This window comes from Achromobacter sp. T5-5, assembly GCF_055397965.1.
This window is the reverse complement of record NZ_AP027919.1, coordinates 1,659,158-1,675,106: the sequence shown is the minus strand read 5'-3', so window position 1 is coordinate 1,675,106 and position 15,949 is coordinate 1,659,158. Positions and strand designations below refer to the sequence as shown.

At 67.6% G+C, this 15,949-nt stretch carries 16 protein-coding genes; 6 read left to right on the top strand and 10 right to left on the bottom strand.

Features of this window, described 5'->3' with window-relative positions; translation table 11 throughout:
* Positions 1 to 49: 49 nt before the first annotated feature.
* From ACZ50Q_RS07550 to ACZ50Q_RS07535, 4 genes are all read right to left on the bottom strand, one after another.
* Positions 50 to 808: a YoaK family protein gene (locus tag ACZ50Q_RS07550; RefSeq protein WP_076521736.1), complete on the bottom strand. Its 759-nt coding sequence runs from the start codon at positions 806 to 808 to the stop codon at positions 50 to 52.
* A gap of 77 nt (positions 809 to 885) precedes the next feature.
* Positions 886 to 1,596: a lysozyme inhibitor LprI family protein gene (locus ACZ50Q_RS07545; protein ID WP_464081041.1), complete on the bottom strand. Its 711-nt coding sequence runs from the start codon at positions 1,594 to 1,596 to the stop codon at positions 886 to 888.
* Positions 1,593 to 2,822, bottom strand: coding sequence for an SMI1/KNR4 family protein (locus tag ACZ50Q_RS07540; protein ID WP_464081040.1), 1,230 nt, complete (start codon positions 2,820 to 2,822; stop codon positions 1,593 to 1,595). The genes ACZ50Q_RS07545 and ACZ50Q_RS07540 overlap by 4 nt, the downstream gene beginning before the upstream one ends.
* Positions 2,823 to 2,975: 153 nt before the next feature.
* Positions 2,976 to 4,022 carry an aldo/keto reductase gene (locus tag ACZ50Q_RS07535; RefSeq protein WP_464081039.1) on the bottom strand — a complete coding sequence of 349 codons (1,047 nt, stop codon included), beginning with the start codon at positions 4,020 to 4,022 and terminating at the stop codon, positions 2,976 to 2,978.
* Positions 4,023 to 4,339: 317 nt separating this feature from the next.
* Here ACZ50Q_RS07535 and ACZ50Q_RS07530 point away from each other — a divergent pair, with 317 nt between their 5' ends.
* The 3 genes from ACZ50Q_RS07530 to ycaC all read left to right on the top strand — a co-directional run bounded on the left by ACZ50Q_RS07530 (position 4,340) and on the right by ycaC (position 7,120).
* Positions 4,340 to 5,299, top strand: coding sequence for an AraC family transcriptional regulator (locus tag ACZ50Q_RS07530; RefSeq protein ID WP_464081038.1), 960 nt, complete (start codon positions 4,340 to 4,342; stop codon positions 5,297 to 5,299).
* An 88-nt stretch (positions 5,300 to 5,387) separates the two neighbouring features.
* Positions 5,388 to 6,356, top strand: coding sequence for a LysR substrate-binding domain-containing protein (locus tag ACZ50Q_RS07525; RefSeq protein WP_464081037.1), 969 nt, complete (start codon positions 5,388 to 5,390; stop codon positions 6,354 to 6,356).
* 131 nt (positions 6,357 to 6,487) lie between these two features.
* Complete coding sequence (gene ycaC, locus ACZ50Q_RS07520; RefSeq protein ID WP_076515620.1) at positions 6,488 to 7,120, top strand: isochorismate family cysteine hydrolase YcaC; 633 nt, start codon at positions 6,488 to 6,490, stop codon at positions 7,118 to 7,120.
* 75 nt (positions 7,121 to 7,195) lie between these two features.
* Here the strand turns inward: ycaC and ACZ50Q_RS07515 are convergent, their stop codons facing one another.
* A complete protein-coding gene (locus tag ACZ50Q_RS07515) occupies positions 7,196 to 8,347 on the bottom strand; it encodes a sterol desaturase family protein (RefSeq protein WP_092579053.1) in 1,152 nt (383 codons plus the stop codon).
* Between the two features lie 252 nt (positions 8,348 to 8,599).
* Between ACZ50Q_RS07515 and ACZ50Q_RS07510 the strand changes: the two genes are divergently transcribed.
* A complete protein-coding gene (locus ACZ50Q_RS07510; RefSeq protein WP_092579051.1) occupies positions 8,600 to 8,842 on the top strand; it encodes a YdcH family protein in 243 nt (80 codons plus the stop codon).
* Between the two features lie 17 nt (positions 8,843 to 8,859).
* On the opposite strand, the gene ACZ50Q_RS07505 is transcribed toward ACZ50Q_RS07510, so the two are convergent.
* The 3 genes from ACZ50Q_RS07505 to ACZ50Q_RS07495 form a co-directional block, all read right to left on the bottom strand.
* Positions 8,860 to 9,852 carry a Bug family tripartite tricarboxylate transporter substrate binding protein gene (locus tag ACZ50Q_RS07505; protein ID WP_464081036.1) on the bottom strand — a complete coding sequence of 331 codons (993 nt, stop codon included), beginning with the start codon at positions 9,850 to 9,852 and terminating at the stop codon, positions 8,860 to 8,862.
* A 140-nt stretch (positions 9,853 to 9,992) separates the two neighbouring features.
* A complete protein-coding gene (locus tag ACZ50Q_RS07500; RefSeq protein ID WP_464081035.1) occupies positions 9,993 to 11,225 on the bottom strand; it encodes a CaiB/BaiF CoA transferase family protein in 1,233 nt (410 codons plus the stop codon).
* 35 nt (positions 11,226 to 11,260) lie between these two features.
* A complete protein-coding gene (locus ACZ50Q_RS07495) occupies positions 11,261 to 12,217 on the bottom strand; it encodes a hydroxymethylglutaryl-CoA lyase (RefSeq protein ID WP_464081034.1) in 957 nt (318 codons plus the stop codon).
* A 114-nt stretch (positions 12,218 to 12,331) separates the two neighbouring features.
* On the opposite strand from ACZ50Q_RS07495, the gene ACZ50Q_RS07490 reads away from it, so the two are divergent.
* Positions 12,332 to 13,279, top strand: coding sequence for a LysR family transcriptional regulator (locus ACZ50Q_RS07490; RefSeq protein ID WP_464081033.1), 948 nt, complete (start codon positions 12,332 to 12,334; stop codon positions 13,277 to 13,279).
* Here the strand turns inward: ACZ50Q_RS07490 and ACZ50Q_RS07485 are convergent.
* Positions 13,276 to 13,602 carry a hypothetical protein gene (locus ACZ50Q_RS07485; protein WP_076515632.1) on the bottom strand — a complete coding sequence of 109 codons (327 nt, stop codon included), beginning with the start codon at positions 13,600 to 13,602 and terminating at the stop codon, positions 13,276 to 13,278. The genes ACZ50Q_RS07490 and ACZ50Q_RS07485 overlap by 4 nt on opposite strands.
* Before the next feature lie 179 nt (positions 13,603 to 13,781).
* Between ACZ50Q_RS07485 and ACZ50Q_RS07480 the strand changes: the two genes are divergently transcribed.
* A complete protein-coding gene (locus ACZ50Q_RS07480) occupies positions 13,782 to 14,687 on the top strand; it encodes a DNA/RNA non-specific endonuclease (RefSeq protein ID WP_092579043.1) in 906 nt (301 codons plus the stop codon).
* A gap of 22 nt (positions 14,688 to 14,709) precedes the next feature.
* On the opposite strand, the gene ACZ50Q_RS07475 is transcribed toward ACZ50Q_RS07480, so the two are convergent.
* Complete coding sequence (locus tag ACZ50Q_RS07475) at positions 14,710 to 15,942, bottom strand: beta-ketoacyl-[acyl-carrier-protein] synthase family protein (RefSeq protein WP_464081032.1); 1,233 nt, start codon at positions 15,940 to 15,942, stop codon at positions 14,710 to 14,712.
* Positions 15,943 to 15,949 lie beyond the last annotated feature (7 nt).

Here is a 15,949-nt window from a genome sequence, read left to right as displayed (position 1 = left end):
TGCGGCCGGCGAGGTGCGGCCAGCTAGGCGCGGCCGGCCAGGCGCTTGCCTAAGCGCGATGCATGAAGTGCCGGATGTCGTCCGTGATCGGCACCGCGGCCAGCAGCATCAGCAAGAGCGCGAGCGGCCAGGTCGATCCGAAGCCGAAGTTGAAGAACGAATACGCGCCCGTCACCCCGCCCACGAAGAACAGCGTGACCATGAGGCTCAGCACGATGAGCTTGCCCCGGTCGGCCAGCACGCGCGGCATCGCCTCTGCGCCGCCTTTGGCGACGTTCCAGTAAAACAGCTTGCCCAGTTCGATGCCGATGTCGGTCACCATGCCTGTCACGTGCGTGGTGCGGATCTCGGACCGGGAGACCTTGGTGATCATCGCGTTCTGCAGGCCCATGATGTAGCACAGCAGCATCACCGTCCCCGGCACGTAGAACCAGCGCAGCGTCTCCAGGTTGGCGCCCAGCAGGCCAAAGACGAGCAGCAGCACGGCCTCCAGCAGCAGGGGTAGCGCGTATTCGCTGGCAAGCCGGGACCTGCGCCCGAAGTTGATGAGAAAGGCCGAACTGGCCGCCCCCGCCATGAAAGACAGCAGCGCCCCCAGGCCCTGCAGCACGACGACGATTCCGCCGAGCGCCATGTGGTCGGCCATCATCGACACGATGCCGGACATGTGCGAGGTGTACTGCTGGACGGCCAGGAAGCCGCCGGCGTTGACGGCGCCGGCGGTGAAGGTCAGCAGGTAAGCGAGATGGCGGTTGGCTTGGGGGCTGCGGCTGACGGCCGTCAGCCGGCGCAGATACGGGATGGTCACGCCGGTCCTTTCAATCAAGAACACATGCACGGCGGTGCGGTGCGAAACACATTCTAGACGGGGTGTACCCGGGTCGATCAAGGCCTGGAGACGGGAAAGTACACGCCGCCCAGGGCGCCGTTGAGCCCGCAATACGGCCGTCCCGCCACGTCCTCGGCGCCGGCCGGCGCGCGCTCGGCCAGCGCCAGGCCCGCCCCCTTTCGGACCAGGGTCAAGGTCCAGCCTTCGGCGTCGATTGTTTCGACCACCAGCGCGCCGCCCTTGACGGCGCCCACGCCCCGGACGTCGCACACCCAGCGTCCGTTTTCCGGGTGCGCCGCGGAGCCGTCGAATGACAGGCGGCCGTCGGGCTGCTTGCGGATCGAGATGCCGCCCGCGAGATTCTCCCAATCCCCTTCGAAGCCCTGGCGCCGCTTGAACACCAGGGATGCGAGGAAGTCGTCGCGGTACTTCAGCCGGTCGGCCAGTTCCTTTTGCGGCGTGCCGTCGCCGGGGGGAGACGCATAGGCCTCGTCCCGGACCTGCACGAACCAGCGCTGGTCTTCGGTAAGCGCCTTGGCGGTCGCCGCATCGAAGGATTTACGCGCCTTGCCGAAGCGGTTCCCGATGCTGGCGTCCTGGTCGGCCAACGCGCCGTCCGCGCAGATCGCCTTTTCGACCGCGCTCCGGGCCTTCGCGCAATCGAACGAGGGCCGGCCGGCCGCCCAGGCCGCGGGACTGCCCAGCCCAATGCCCAGCCCAACGCACAGCGCAAAGCACAGGGCCGGCGCGCGCACCAGGCGATTCATAGCGAAAACTCCCGCAGGTTCTCAACCCGCGCAGCCAGGCCGTCCGCACCCAGATAGTGGCCCAGCTTGCCGGCGCGCACGCGCTTGAGGTCTTCCTGGTAGCGGGTGGCCATGGCGTCGCGCTCCTGGGCGTAAGCGTCGGCGATGCCTGCGCCGCAGGCCCGCGCCACGAGGCGCGCGGCGTCGGGCGAGCCGCAGGCCACGCAACGCGCCACGCCCAGGGCATCGGCCACGGCGCCGCGCGCCAGCAGCCCGGCCACCAGTTCCGCGGGCGGCTCACGATCGAAGCGGTGGATGGCGGTGGCGCTGACCGGCGCTCCCGCGTCCAGCAGCGCCTGCGCCGCGCCGAAGGCATGCTGCGTCAGGGCGACGTCCACCGGCTGGGCGCTGCCGTGCAACGGCGCATGGAAGCGGACACCCTGCTCCGCCAGGCGCCGCACGAGGCCGGCGTCGTCATGCGCCAGGGCATGCCGCAAGGCCAGCGCGGCAAGGCCGGGCTTGTCGGCCAGCGTGCCGGCTTCGAGCGGGGTGCGCCAGTCCACCTGCGCCTGTCGGTAGAAGGCGGCCACGCGGTCGGCCAGCGACTGGAGCATGCCATGGGCCGACACGCGTTCGTCCAGGTACTCCAGCACGCGCACGCCGGTGCTGTCCTCGTCTTGCTCGGGGTCCGCTTCCAGGCACAACGCGGCAAAGGCGCCGTACAGGTCCGTGGCGATGGTCGCGATGCTGTCCTGCTGCAGGGCATGCGTCCAGCCCGGCAGGCCCTGCTTCCAGGCGACCACGCTGCCCGCGCGCGGCCCCGGCTCGACGACGACGTAGATGCGGTCGCAGTATTCGAAGCCGCCGATCGGCAGATAGCGCAGCTTGCCGTTCCAGGCCGCGCCATCCTGGTCCGCGGCGTCTTGCGCGCATTCCTGCTCGTGCTCGATCCAGCCCCGCAGATCGCGGTAGTGCTGGCTGCCGTCGTAGAACAGCTCGGACCAGCTCAAGGCCTCTTCGTTTCCGTCCATCTGCGTCCGCAGGTCATACGCCAGCTCGCCCCCCGCGGTAAGCCGCCACAGGTCGAGCAACGCTTGCGGGAGCGGCCCCTCGCACTCGGCCTGGATCTCGGCGATGCGGGCATCGGCCAGGGGCGGTTGCACGTCGATCAGCACGCGGTCGGCGAAAACCGCGATGCCGTGCTCGCGCAGGGCCAGCAGTTCACCGGCGGTAAAAAACTCACTCATGTTGGCGCTTCAAGAATGGAACTGGTGCGATTTTACTAGCGGGTGGTGAAGCATCACCGCCCTAAGATGGCCGACCGCGGTTGGCGTACGGAGTTTGTCCTTGGCCTTCCACATGAGCATCGGCCGCCCGTCCATTCCCGAGCGCAAGCCGGATCAGGCCGCGCCCGACTCGCGCAGCTGCTGGCGCCGGAATTCGCCCTGGCGCACGTGCATCCAGCCCGGATATTCCGGCGCAAGCGCGCTGACTTCATCCAGCGCCGCCAGCTCTTCCTGCGTCAACCGGATGTCCGTGGCCGCCAGGTTGTCCTCGAGCTGGTCGACGCGCTTGGCCCCGATGATGACGCTGGTGACGACCGGCTGGTGCAACAGCCAGGCAAGCGCGATCTGCGCCACCGAGACGCCCCGCGTGTCCGCGATCTGCCGCATGGCGTCGACGGTGTCGTACGCGCGGTCCCGGTCCACGGGCGGGAAATCGAACGCCGCGCGACGGCTGCCGGCTTCGGCTTCGCCGTCGCGGCCGTACTTGCCGCTCAGCAGCCCACCGGCCAGTGGACTCCAGACCATCAGGCCCACGCCTTCGCTCTGCAGCATGGGCGCCAGTTCCCGCTCCAGGTCCCGGCCCGCGATCGTGTAATAGGCCTGCAGCGATTCGAAGCGCGCAAGGCCCAGGCGTTCGGCAATGCCCAGCGCCTTCATGATCTGCCAGGCCGCCCAGTTGGAGACGCCGACATAGCGCACGTGGCCGTGCTGCACCAGGGTGTCGAGCGCCCGCAGGGTTTCCTCGATGGGCGTGGCGGGGTCGAAGCCGTGGATCTGATACAGGTCGATGTGGTCCAGTTGCAGGCGCGACAGGCTCTTTTTGACGCTATCCAGGATATGAACGCGCGAATTGCCCCGGGCGTTGACGCCCGCGCCCGTCTGCCCGAAAACCTTGGTGGCGACCACCACGTCGTCGCGCGCGACCTTCAGGTCGCGCAAGGCCTGGCCCGTGATGATCTCCGAGCGGCCCTCGGAATAGACGTCCGCCGTGTCGATGAAATTGACGCCGGCCTCCAGCGCGCGCCCGACCAGCCGGTTGGCGTCTTCCTGTTGCAGGTTGCCGATCTTGCTCCAGAGTTCGCCTTCGCCACCGAAAGTCATGGTGCCCAGGCACAGCTCCGAGACGAACAGGCCCGTGCTGCCGAATTTCTTGTATCGCATGTTTGCTCCTTCAGGGGCTGGCGGGCACGCCGGCCCCCGGAACGGGGACCGCTGCGGCAACCTGCCGGGGGTGCGGACAGTATGCGTCCGGGGCAGCGCGCACGCGCTGCTCGATCCTGCCCTTTTTTTGCCCGATTCTCCGGCGCCGCGGCCTGGGCACCGGAACCCGCCGTTTTCTCCGAAATTCCTGCCTGATTCTCCATTCCCCTGGGCGGCCCGCCACGCGCACTGGCCGATGGCAATACACTGACAGGCACCCAATTCTCTGCCGCCGCGGCGATTCCCGCCTGCGGCAGGCACGCCACGGGAGTCCCCCAATGTCCCTGAATCCTGCCCGATCGGGCGAGCCGGCCTACGCGGTCCAGGACGCCGCCTGCGAACTTGCCCGCGCCGAGCTGCTATGCACGCTGGAGCGCATGACCGGCGCCCTGGAAGGGGCGCTGGATACGCCGATCGAGGGCTTGTACCTGCACCGGCTGTCACAACCCACCGGCGCCAAGCCAGCCCTGCAAAAGGCCGCGCTGGCGGTCATCGCGCAGGGGTCGAAGCGTCTTTTCATCGGCGACGAGACCTATGAATACGATCCCTTCCATTTCCTGATTTCGTCGGTGGACCTGCCGGTGGTGGCCAAGGTGTCCGTCGCCAGCCCGACCCTGCCCTACCTGGGCTTGCGGCTGGACCTGAACCCCGAGGAGATCACCGCGCTGATCAGCGACGAGAACCTGCCGCCGCTGGTCCCCGCGGAAACCTCACGCGCCCTGTGCGTCAATCCGCTGGACGGCACGCTGCTGGACGTGGTGGTGCGCCTGCTGCGGCTGCTGGACACCCCACGCGACATCCCCATCCTCGCTCCGATGATCAAGCGCGAACTGCTGTATCGCCTGCTGATGAACGGCCAGGGCGTCGTGCTGCGCCAGACGGTCTTGCAGGACAGCCAGCTCAACCGCGTGGCCAAGGCGATCCGCATCCTGCGTGATAATTTCGCCCAGCCGCTGCGGGTGGAGGAGATCGCGCGCGACGTGCACATGAGCGTGTCATCGCTGCACCACCATTTCAAGCAGGCCACCGCCATGAGCCCGCTGCAGTACCAGAAGCACCTGCGCCTGCAGGAAGCGCGGCGCCTGATGCTGACGGACGACGCCGGCGTGGCCCTGGCCGCGCATGCGGTGGGTTACGAGAGTTCGTCGCAGTTCAGCCGCGAGTACAGTCGCCTCTTCGGCGCGCCGCCCTTGCGCGACAAGCAGCGCTGGAAGGACGAAACCGCGCTGGCCGCCTGAAGCGGGCCGCCGGCAGCCGCCCCGCACGGACGCCGGCTGCGCCGGTCGCCCGCCCCCTACCCCCCACCCGGATTGACGAGGACTATGCATGCATGACCTGAATGACCTCTATTACTTCGTCGAGGTCGTCAAGCACGGCGGATTCGCCCCCGCCGGCAGGGCCCTGGGTATCCCCAAGTCGCGTCTGAGCCGGCGCATCGCGCTGCTGGAAGAGCGCCTGGGCGTGCGCCTGATCCAGCGGTCCACTCGCACGTTCGCGGTGACGGAGCTGGGGCAGGAATACTACGACCAGTGCCTGGCGATGCTGGCGGGCGCCGAGGCGGCGCAGGATGTCATCGACCGCACCCACGCCGAACCGCAGGGCACGATCCGTATCGCCGCGCCGCCCGCCCTTATCTACTATTTCCTGGGCGACGTGGTGGCGCGCTACATGGAAAAGTGCCCCAAGGTGAACGTCTACCTCAAGAGCTTCAGCCGCCCGGTGGACGTGCTGCGCGAGGGCTTCGACCTCGCCGTGCGGGTGCGCTTCGGCGCGCTCGAAAGCAGCGACCTGGTCATGAAGCACCTGGGCATGAGCTGCCAGAGCCTGGTGGCCAGCCCCGCGCTGGCTCGCGGCCTGCCCCATCCCGCGGACTTGCAGCACATCAGCCGGCAGCCGGCGCTCGCGCTGGGCACCGAACAGCGCGAGTGCCAATGGCGTCTGCTGGGACCGGACAACGCGCGCCTGACCGTGCCGTTCATGCCCAGGCTGGTCACGGACGACATGCTGGCGCTGAAGCAGGCGGCACTGCGGGGCGTGGGCATCGTCGCCCTGCCCCTGCTGATGATCCGCGAAGAGCTCGACGCGGGGACGCTCGTCACGGTGGGCGCGCCCTGGCAGCCCGAGCCAGGCAGCGTACACGCGGTGTTCCCGTCGCGCCGCGGCCTCCTGCCCGCGGTACGGGAACTGTTGGATTTCATGGGAGAGGCGTATCGTGAAAACGCCCGGCGCGAAGCGCAGAGCCAGGCGCGCCACGGCCTTCCCGTCCTGCAACCGCCCACCTCATTGTCCGATTAATAGAACTCTGAGACGCGATTTGGCGGTCTACCGGAGCGGTCGTCCTGAATTTAAGATTCTTTCTACGCACTCAGCGTTGTTCCCAACACCGCGCACCACCGCGCAAACCTGAATCGACCAAGGAATCCGCCATGACCAAACCCTACGTGAAGCTCGACAAGTCCCAAGCCGCCGTTCTGCTGGTGGATCACCAGGCAGGCCTGCTGTCCTTGGTGCGCGATTTCCAGCCCGACCAGTTCAAGAACAACGTGCTGGCCCTGGCCGACCTGGCCGAATACTTCAAGCTGCCGACCATCCTGACCACCAGTTTCGAAGACGGCCCCAACGGCCCGCTGGTCCAGGAATTGAAGGACAAGTTTCCCGACGCCCCCTACATTGCCCGCCCCGGCAACATCAATGCCTGGGACAACGAAGATTTCGTCAAGGCGGTCAAGGCCACCGGCAAGAAGCAATTGATCATCGCCGGCGTGGTCACCGAGGTCTGCGTCGCGTTCCCCGTGCTGTCGGCCATTGAAGAAGGGTTTGACGTGTTCGTCGTCACCGACGCGTCGGGCACCTTCAACGAAGTGACGCGCGACGCGGCCTGGCGGCGTATGGAGCAGGCCGGCGCGCAATTGATGTCGTGGTTCGGCGTGGCGTGCGAACTGCACCGCGACTGGCGCAACGACGTGCAGGGCCTGGGCACGCTGTTCGCCAACCACATCCCGGACTACCGCAACCTGATGGCGTCGTACTCGGCCCTACAGGCGGCCAAGCAAGGCTGACCGCCGCGTGACCGGCGGAACACCGCCGGGACCAAAGCCAAAAGGCCCAGGTGAATTCACCTGGGCCTTTGCCATTCATTTGCGGCGGGCGAAGGGATACGCCTGCTGCGCCAGGAACGTCCCTGGCATGTCGTTGTCCAGGATGCCGTAGTTCTGCGGCAGCCGGTTGCCGGCCCCGCGCACCGCCGTGCCGAACAGGTAGTCGATGAAGGCGAAATGGGCCGCGTAATTCTTGTCGATCGCCTCGGTGTCGGACGAATGATGCCAATGATGGAAATCCGGCGTCACGATGATGTAGCGCAGCCAGCCCCACGGCAGCTTCACGTTGGAATGAATCAGCACCGCCTGGAACCCCACGATGATGATGTAGGCGTCCAGCACCGGCTTGGAAAACCCCAGCACGAACAACACGCCCAGCACGGCCACGCGCGTGATCAGCAGTTCCACGATGTGCAGGCGCGAACCCGCCAGCCAATCCAGCGTGCGCGTGCTGTGGTGCACGGCGTGGAAGCGCCACATGAACGGCACCTCGTGGTAGATGCGGTGCGCGGCGTACTGCGCCAGGTCCGCCACCAGCACCGCCACGAAAAGCTCCAGCAGGTACGGCATGGACTGGATGGCGTGTTGCAGCGGTTCGTAGGCCGCCCACGAGAACAACCGGTGGATGAAGAAGTTGATGCACAGCAGCACCGCGCCCACCGACAGGTGATTGAACAGGAAGTGCTTCATGTCCACCTGCCACTCGCCGCGGAACACGGGCTGGCCGGGATAGAGCGGCGTCAGCTTTTCAAAAATGATGAACACGGTGCTGGAGGCCAGCAGGTCCAGGATGAACCAATCGAGGCCCAGATACGGATGCCCCCCGGCGCTCGACGCGCTGATTGCGACCTGGCTTCCGCCCGCCGCGACCGCGCAGCAGACCAGCACGAACGCCGAGATGTTCAGCCAACGCTGCCGCCCAAGCACGGTGTTGGCCAGCGCGATCGAGCCCGACACGAGCAGCGCGCCAAAGAGCAGCGTGCGCATTGCTTCCACCGAATAGAAATTGCGCAGTTCCGGCGTGGTGAGATAGGCGGGGAAATGGAATGCCAACACGCCCAGCACCGACAGGATGGCCAGAAAAAGCGCAATCACGCCGCTCATCATTCCGGTGCCCGGATCGATCCGGCCATCTTGTTTGAATAGATCCAATACTCGCCGATAAATGGGCGCGCCACGCTGTTTCATTGCGATTACAGGACAGTCCAAGGGGAAGCGAGTGTATCGCCGGGGACAGACCACCTTGTAATCAAACGTGAAAGTACGCGACAGAATGACGCATTTCGCGGCGCCCCTTGCGCCCGGTCAACGGGGCGGCCCCGGGCGGCGGGTGGCAAGGTTGACAAGGCGATGGCGTTGGCGTGTCATGGGCTTGACGCTGATGAGGCGTCGAGCCAGGCGCATCGTCGGTCCCGTCAACCGGTTCCTCAAGAGGCCTTTATGTTCCCTGAATACCGCGAGCTCATTACCCAACTGAAGTCCGAAAACGCCCATTTTTCGGCGCTGTTCCAGCGGCACAACGATCTGGACCAGGAAATCCAGAATATGGAGGACGGCATCAAGCCGTCCTCGAGCACCGCCATCGAGGTGCTGAAAAAAGAAAAACTCCACCTCAAGGACAAGCTATACGGCCTGCTCCGCGCCGCCGACAAGAACGGCGACGCCAGCGGCAAGGACAGCTAGCGCGCCCTCGGCGCGGGCTACATCGGCTCCAGGCCCGCGCTCTTGACGACGGCGGCGTACTTCGCCATCTCGGAACGGAAGTACGCCACCGTCTGCTCGGGCGGCATCAGGACGATACGGTTGTTCTGCGTCGCCATCGCTTCCTTCACGGCAGGCGAATTGAACGCGCGTCCCAGCGCGTCATAGATGCGCGCAACGTCCGCCTTCGGCAACTTCGCAGGCCCGGCCGCGGCGAACCAGCCGCCGATCTCATAGTCCGCCAGCCCCTGTTCGCGCAGCGTCGGCAGGTCGGGCAGCGCCGCCATGCGCTCGCCGCCGCAGGCGCCCAACGCCTTGAGCGCGCCGCTCTTGATCTGCGGCAGCACTGACGGCAGCGATAGCACCCCGAAATCCACCTGCCCGCCGATCAGATCGGCCATCATCGGCCCCACGCCCTTGTACGGGATGTGCCGCGCCTTCACACCCGCCTGCTGCACATACATCTCGGCGGCAAGGTGCAGGATCGTGCCATTGCCCGACGACGCGTAGTTGTAGCGGCCGGGCTGGCTCTTCAAGAGCGCCGTCAATGCCTTGATGTCATTGGCGGGAATGTTCCGGGGATTGGCGACCACCAGGAACGGCGTCATACCCACCATGCTGATCGGCGTGATGTCGGTCAGCGGATCGAAAGGCAGGGTCTTGTAGACGCTGGGAAAGATGACGTGGTTGTTGGACAGCATGCTGAGCGTGTATCCATCCGGCGCCGAGCGCACCAACGCGGACGTACCCACGATGCCGCCGGCGCCCGGCTGGTTCTCGACCACCACCGTATGTCCCAGCGCCGCCGACAGCGCCGGCCCCGCTGCCCGTGTGATCGTGTCCACGCCGGAACCCACCCCCACCGGCAGGATGAATTTCACCGGCCGGTCCGACTGCGCCCACGTCAAGCCGGGCGCGCCCAGCATAGCGGCGCCCAGCGCCCCGATCACCTGGCGGCGGCTCCAGCCCCCGCCTGCGCGTTGATTGCTCATGTCTGTCTCCTGATGGTTGTTGGACCGGCCGACTTGTGCGGCCTTTTGCTACTGCTACTGCTACTGCTACTGCGACTTCGACGCTACCCGCTGCCCGTTCCGGTGTTCTTGGCGTTCCTGGCGTTCCTGGCGCCTTTGGCTCAGGCCGCCGCGCCCTGCTCGCGCAGCGCGGCGATCTGTCCGGCGTCGTAGCCCAGCCCCTGCAGCAACGCCTCGGTGTCCGCTCCCAGCACCGGCGGGTCGCGCCGCACCCCGAGCCGCTGGCCGTCCATCATCAGGGGAAAGAGCGCGGCGCCCGCCGTCTGGCCCGCCCGCTCGCCGTCGGGCAGGCGGATGTCGGCCAGCCCGCCCGTCGCGCGCAGATGCGGATCGTCGTACAGCTCCTCTGGCTTGACGATGGGGGCGAACGGCAGGCCGGCGCGCTCGAAGATGGCGCCCAATTCGGCCGCGCGGTAATTGGCCAGCCGCCGGCGCAAGTCCGCCAGCAGCGTGGGCCGCAAACGAACGCGGTCATTGTTGGTGGCCATCGCCGGGTCGTTCTTCAGGTCGTCAAACCCAAAGGCGTCGCAGAAAGTCACCCACTGCGCATCGCTCACCGCCGCCAGGAAGATCTGCTCGCCGTCCTTGACTGTGAACACGTCGTACAGCGCCCAGGCCGACACGCGCTCGGGCATCGGCGCCGAGGGCTGCCCCGTGATCGCATACTGCAACATATGCTGGCCGACGAGGAACACGTTGTTCTCGAACAGCGCCGACTGCACTTCCTGGCCGCGCCCAGTGATGCCGCGCTGGATCAGTGCGGCCATCGCGCCGATGGCGCCGAACATGCCGCCCATGATGTCGTTCACGCTGGTCCCGGCGCGCACCGGATCGCCCGGCCGGCCGGTCATGTACGCCAGCCCGCCCATCATCTGCACGACCTCGTCCAGCGCCGTGCGCATCGCATACGGACCGGGCAGGAATCCCTTGTGGCTGACGTAGATGAGGCGCGGATTCTCCTTGGACAGCGAGGCATGGTCCAGGCCGTACTTCGCCATCGTGCCGGGCCGGAAGTTTTCCGCGACGACGTCGGCGCTGGCGGCCAGCCTGCGCGCCACCTCGGCGCCAGCCGGGCTCTGGATGTCGAGCGCAATGCTCTTCTTGTTGCGGTTGAACATGGGAAAAAAGCCCGCCCCCACGCCCAGCAGGTGGCGGGTGCGGTCGCCCTTGACGGGCTCGACCTTGATGACTTCGGCGCCCAGGTCGGCCAGCACCATCCCGCAGGTGGGCCCCATGACCATGTGCGTGAATTCCACCACGCGCAGGCCGGCCAGCGGCAAGGGACGGGAGGCGGGAGCGCCGGCGGCGTCGGGGGTGTCGGGGGTGTCAGGCATGAAAAGGCTCGCAGGAGTCGCGTTGAAGCGCGGGCTCAGGCCGCCAGGCCGGGGCGCGCGCGAAAAGTCTTGGGCAGGCCGGCGCGCCACAACGCGCCGTGCAGGGGCTGATCCGGCAACCAGCCGGCGACGGCCTCGCGCAATGCAAGCAGCCGGTCCAGGTCGACGCCCGTCTCGATGCCCATGCTTTCCAGCATGAACACCAGGTCCTCGCTGCTGACATTGCCGCTGGCCCCCGGCGCGTGCGGGCAGCCCCCGATGCCGGCCAGGCAGGCGTCGAAGCGCGCCACGCCGGTATCCAGCGCGGCCAGGACATTGGCCAGCCCCAGTCCGCGCGTGTCGTGGAAATGCGCGCAGCACAGCCGGTCGCCGGCGATGCGCCGCGCCGCCTCGAAGAGGCGCCGCACCGCCTCGGGATCGGCATAGCCCACCGTATCGGCCAGGCTCACACGGTCCGCGCCGGCATCCAGCAGCGCCTGCATCAGGCGCAGCACCTCCTGCGGCCGCACCTCGCCCTGCAAGGTACAGCCGAAGGCCGTTCCGACGCCGCCCTCGATCAGCACGGACGACCCGGCCGCGTCGCGCGCGGCCCGCATCTGGCCGACCATCGCCACCACCTCGTCCGGCGTCTTGCGCAGGTTCGCCAGGCTGTGGGCGTGGCTGGCCGACAGCGGCACCAGCATCAGGTGGGCGCCGCTGTCCAGGGCCAGCTCGGCGCCCTTCAGGTTGGGAACCAGCACCGACACGGCCAGGCCGGGGAGCCGCCTGCCGTGGGCAATCAGTTCGGCCGTGTCCGCCAATTGCGGCAGCAGCCGGGCGGGCACGAAGGAGCCCACCTCGATCTCGCGCTGACCCGCCGCATAGGCGGCATCGATCCAGCCGAGCTTGGTGTGCGTGGGCATCACCACCGACAGGCTTTGCAGGCCATCGCGCAGCCCCACTTCACGAACCGTGACGGCGGACGGGCGACAGGGCGATTCAAGCTGGGACATGGCGCGATTGCGTGGGTAAGGGAAGCCCCAGTTTAGATATTCCCCATTTGCGCACAAGCGGTATTTTGGAACGCTTAAAATTCCTATTTGGAATATCACGTCAGGATGACCGCCATGCGCGACCTCGACATCACCACCCTGCGCCTCTTCATCTCCGTCTGCGAGACCGGCAACATCGCCCGCGCCGGCCAGCGCGCCAACATCGTGGGCTCGGCCATCAGCAAACGGCTCGCCCAGCTGGAAGACACCGTCGGCGCGAAGCTGCTCACGCGCAAGCGCCGGGGCGTCGAACCCACGGAGGCCGGAGAAACGTTGCTGGAACACGCGCGCGCCATCCTGGCCAGCTCCGACCGCATCGAACGCGACATGTCCGCCTACGCCAGCGGCGTAAAGGGGCAGGTGCGGATACTGGCCACCGCCTCGGTGCTGGCCGAGTCCCTGGCGGAAGACATCGCGTCGTTTCTTCAGGCGGAGGCGCACCGCAACATCCGCGTGGACATGGAAGAACGGGTGAGCAACGAGGTAGTGCGCGGCGTGAAGGAAGGCATCGCCAGCCTGGGCATCTGCTGGGACGCCGCCGAATTCCATGGGCTGGCGCACCGCCCCTACCGCGGCGACCGGCTGGCGGTGGTCACGGCGCCGGGGCATCCGCTGGCCGAGCAGGAAGCCGTCTTTTTCGAGGAAGCGCTGGCGTACGAGCATGTGAGCATGCCCGCCGCAGGCGCGGTGCTGCGGATGCTGCAGACGGCGGCCAGCAACAGCGGCCGGACGCTGCGCCACCGCGTGACGGTCAGCAATTTCGATTCAGCCTTTCGCGTCGTGCTGGCCGGCCTTGCGATCAGCGTCGCCCCCATCGAGGTTGCGACGCCCTACGCCCTGGCGCACGGCCTGCGCGTGCTGCCGTTGAAGGATGCCTGGAGCCGCCGGCGCTTCGCGATCTGCATGCGCAGCGAGACGGGCCTGACGGCCGCCGCGGCCTTGCTGCTGGAACACCTGGTGGCCGCGGGTGCGGCTGCGCAGCCTGCCCCTGCGCCGAAGGATCGGCCGCGCCGCCCGCGCTAGCGTGGCCGCGCCGTGTCCTTTTCGCCGACGGACGCGTTCATGTACTCCTTGACCGTGCCGTCGGGGTTGTAGATCACCGTCAGCGTGCGCTGGTCCTGCATCGCGCCGTACTCGCTGTTGTTGAAGTAGAACCATGACGCGGTCCGCAGCCCCCGCGCATCGACGCGCTGCGACCGGGGCGGGCCGAAATCCCGGACCATGTCGTCAAACGTCGTGACGTTGATCTTGATGGCTTGCACCTTGGCCTGCGTGACCAGATCGCCCGACGATGGGGCGGCGCACCCCGCCACGAGGGCGGCCACGAAAAGCAATGACGGTCTCATTCGGTTTCCCCGATCCTGTCAGCCTGCCTGCGCGGCTGCCGTGTCTGTGAATGTCGGACGACCATAAGAATACCTCGCGCCCCCTTCCCCGGGGCCGACGGCGCCGTCATGTTGCGGTCATCTACAATGCCGCCAGTTGCCGAGCGCGAAGAGGCGCCGGCCCGCAACACACAGGCAGTATGACCCGCGCGAAGAAATCAGCACCCAGAAGGAAAGCCCCGGCAGGCAGAAGCAAGAGCGCCAGCCCCGGCCGCATCTACCGATTCCTGCGTACGTTTGCGCTCACGTCGCTGGCCACGTTCGGCGCCGCCACCTATGCGCTGAACCCCCAGTGGCGCCCCAACCTCTCGCTTGACGAGCTCCTCGCGCGCGTCGGTTGGCCGACCCAGGAACAGTTCGCGCCCGCGGCGGTGCCGGCGGGCGGCCTGGCCCACACGCGCTTTGCCGACTGCCCGCAGTTCTTTCCGCAGCAACGCCCCCCTGTCGTGCCCGCCAGCCTTGCGCTGCGAGAACTCTGCTTTTCAAACTTCGCCATCCTGCACAACGGCCAGACGAAGACGCCGGTGTTCGTTGCCGAGCGCCTGAACCGCAGCGTGTTGACGCAGGCGCAAGGCATGGAGCGGTCCGACAAGTTCTATGCCGAGGCCCGCGTGCCGCGCGCCGAACGCGCCGAGCTGGCCGACTACCGCGGCTCGGGCTACTCGCGCGGCCACATGGCGCCGGCGGGCGACATGTCCACACACGAGGCCATGGCGCAGAGCTTTTCGCTCGCCAACATGGTGCCGCAGGACCAGCGGCACAATGGCGGCCCATGGAGCCAGATCGAACAGGACACCCGCAAGTACGTCATGCGCGCCTCGGGCGACGTCTACGTCTTCACCGGTCCGTACTATGGCGACAAGCCCAAGGAGATCGGCTCGGGCGTGGCGGTGCCCAGCCATCTCTTCAAGGTCGTCTATGACGCGGCCACGGGGCGTTCGTGGGTGCATTGGCAGGCCAACAGCCCGAACACGACAGCGGGCGCGCCCATCAGCTACGACGAGTTCCAGCGGCGCACAGGCATGCAGTTGCTGCCTGCCCGCTGAACGCCCGCGCGAGCCGCACCGCTCACCCCCGCGTCCCGGCCGCCTGTCGAAACGCCAGCACGGCATTGTTGCCGCCCATGCCGAAGGAATTGCTGATCGCCACCCGCAGCCCGGGCAATTGGCGCGCGCGTCCGGGCACGTAGTCCAGATCGCATTGCGCATCCCCGGGTTCAAAAAACAAGGTGGGCGGCACGACGCCTCGCGCGACGGCCATCGCGGTCACCGCCGCTTCGATCGCGCCCGCCGCACCGATGGTGTGGCCGATGGCGCCCTTGATGCTGCTGACGGGCAACGCGTCCGCCTGAACCCCGAAAACGCGCCTGATGGCCGCGGTCTCGATCCGGTCGCCCACCAAGGTGCCCGTCGCGTGGGCGTTCACATAGCCGACTTCGCCGGGCGACAGGCCGGCATCCGCCAGGCATCGGGACATGGCCAGCGACTGGCCGTCCGGGTCGGGACGCAAGGGGTGCGTGCCATCGTTGCTGACGCCGTATCCGCAGAGTTCCGCGATGGGCGTCGCGCCGCGCGCCGCGGCGTGATCCGCCGATTCCAACACCAGCATCGCGGCGCCCTCGGCCAGCGCGAAGCCGGTGCGCCGGCGGCTGAACGGGCGGCAACTGCCTTCATCGCCGCTTTCGGGGTCCGCACACAATACGTGCAGCTGCTTCCACGCCGCCATGATGACCGGCGTGAGCATGGCCTCCGCGCCGCCCGCGATCGCCACGTCCAGGTAGCCGTCGCGGATGCGTCGAAAGGCTTCGCCGATGGCGACGGCGCCCGCCGAGCAGGCGGTGGTGTAGGTCTGTGCCTCGGCGGTGGAGGTGAGCTGCTGCGCGATGTGCGCCGCCGGCGCATTCGGCATGGTCGCGGGGACCACCAGCACCGTCCGCCGGGGCACGACGCCGTGATAGGCCTCGACGGCCTCGCACAGCGTGGACACGCCGCCGATGCCGGTGCCGATGAAAACGCCGCATTGCGCCTTGTGGCGGTCCTCAAGGGCGGCGCGCGCCATCGCCTCGGCGGCGGCATGCTGCGCCATCAACGTCACCCGGTCCATCATGCGGACCTGCGCGGGATGCAGCCCCGCGGCCACATCGGTCCGGACATGGCCCACGCGCCGGTCGATGCCGCCGTCCGGCGAGCGCGCCACGCCGCACCGGCCTTCGATCAGCGCATCAAAGGTCTGCTCGGCGTTGTCGCCCACGGGCGTCACCATGCCGATGGCGGTAACCACGACAGATCGACGTTGCGTCATGGCGCAG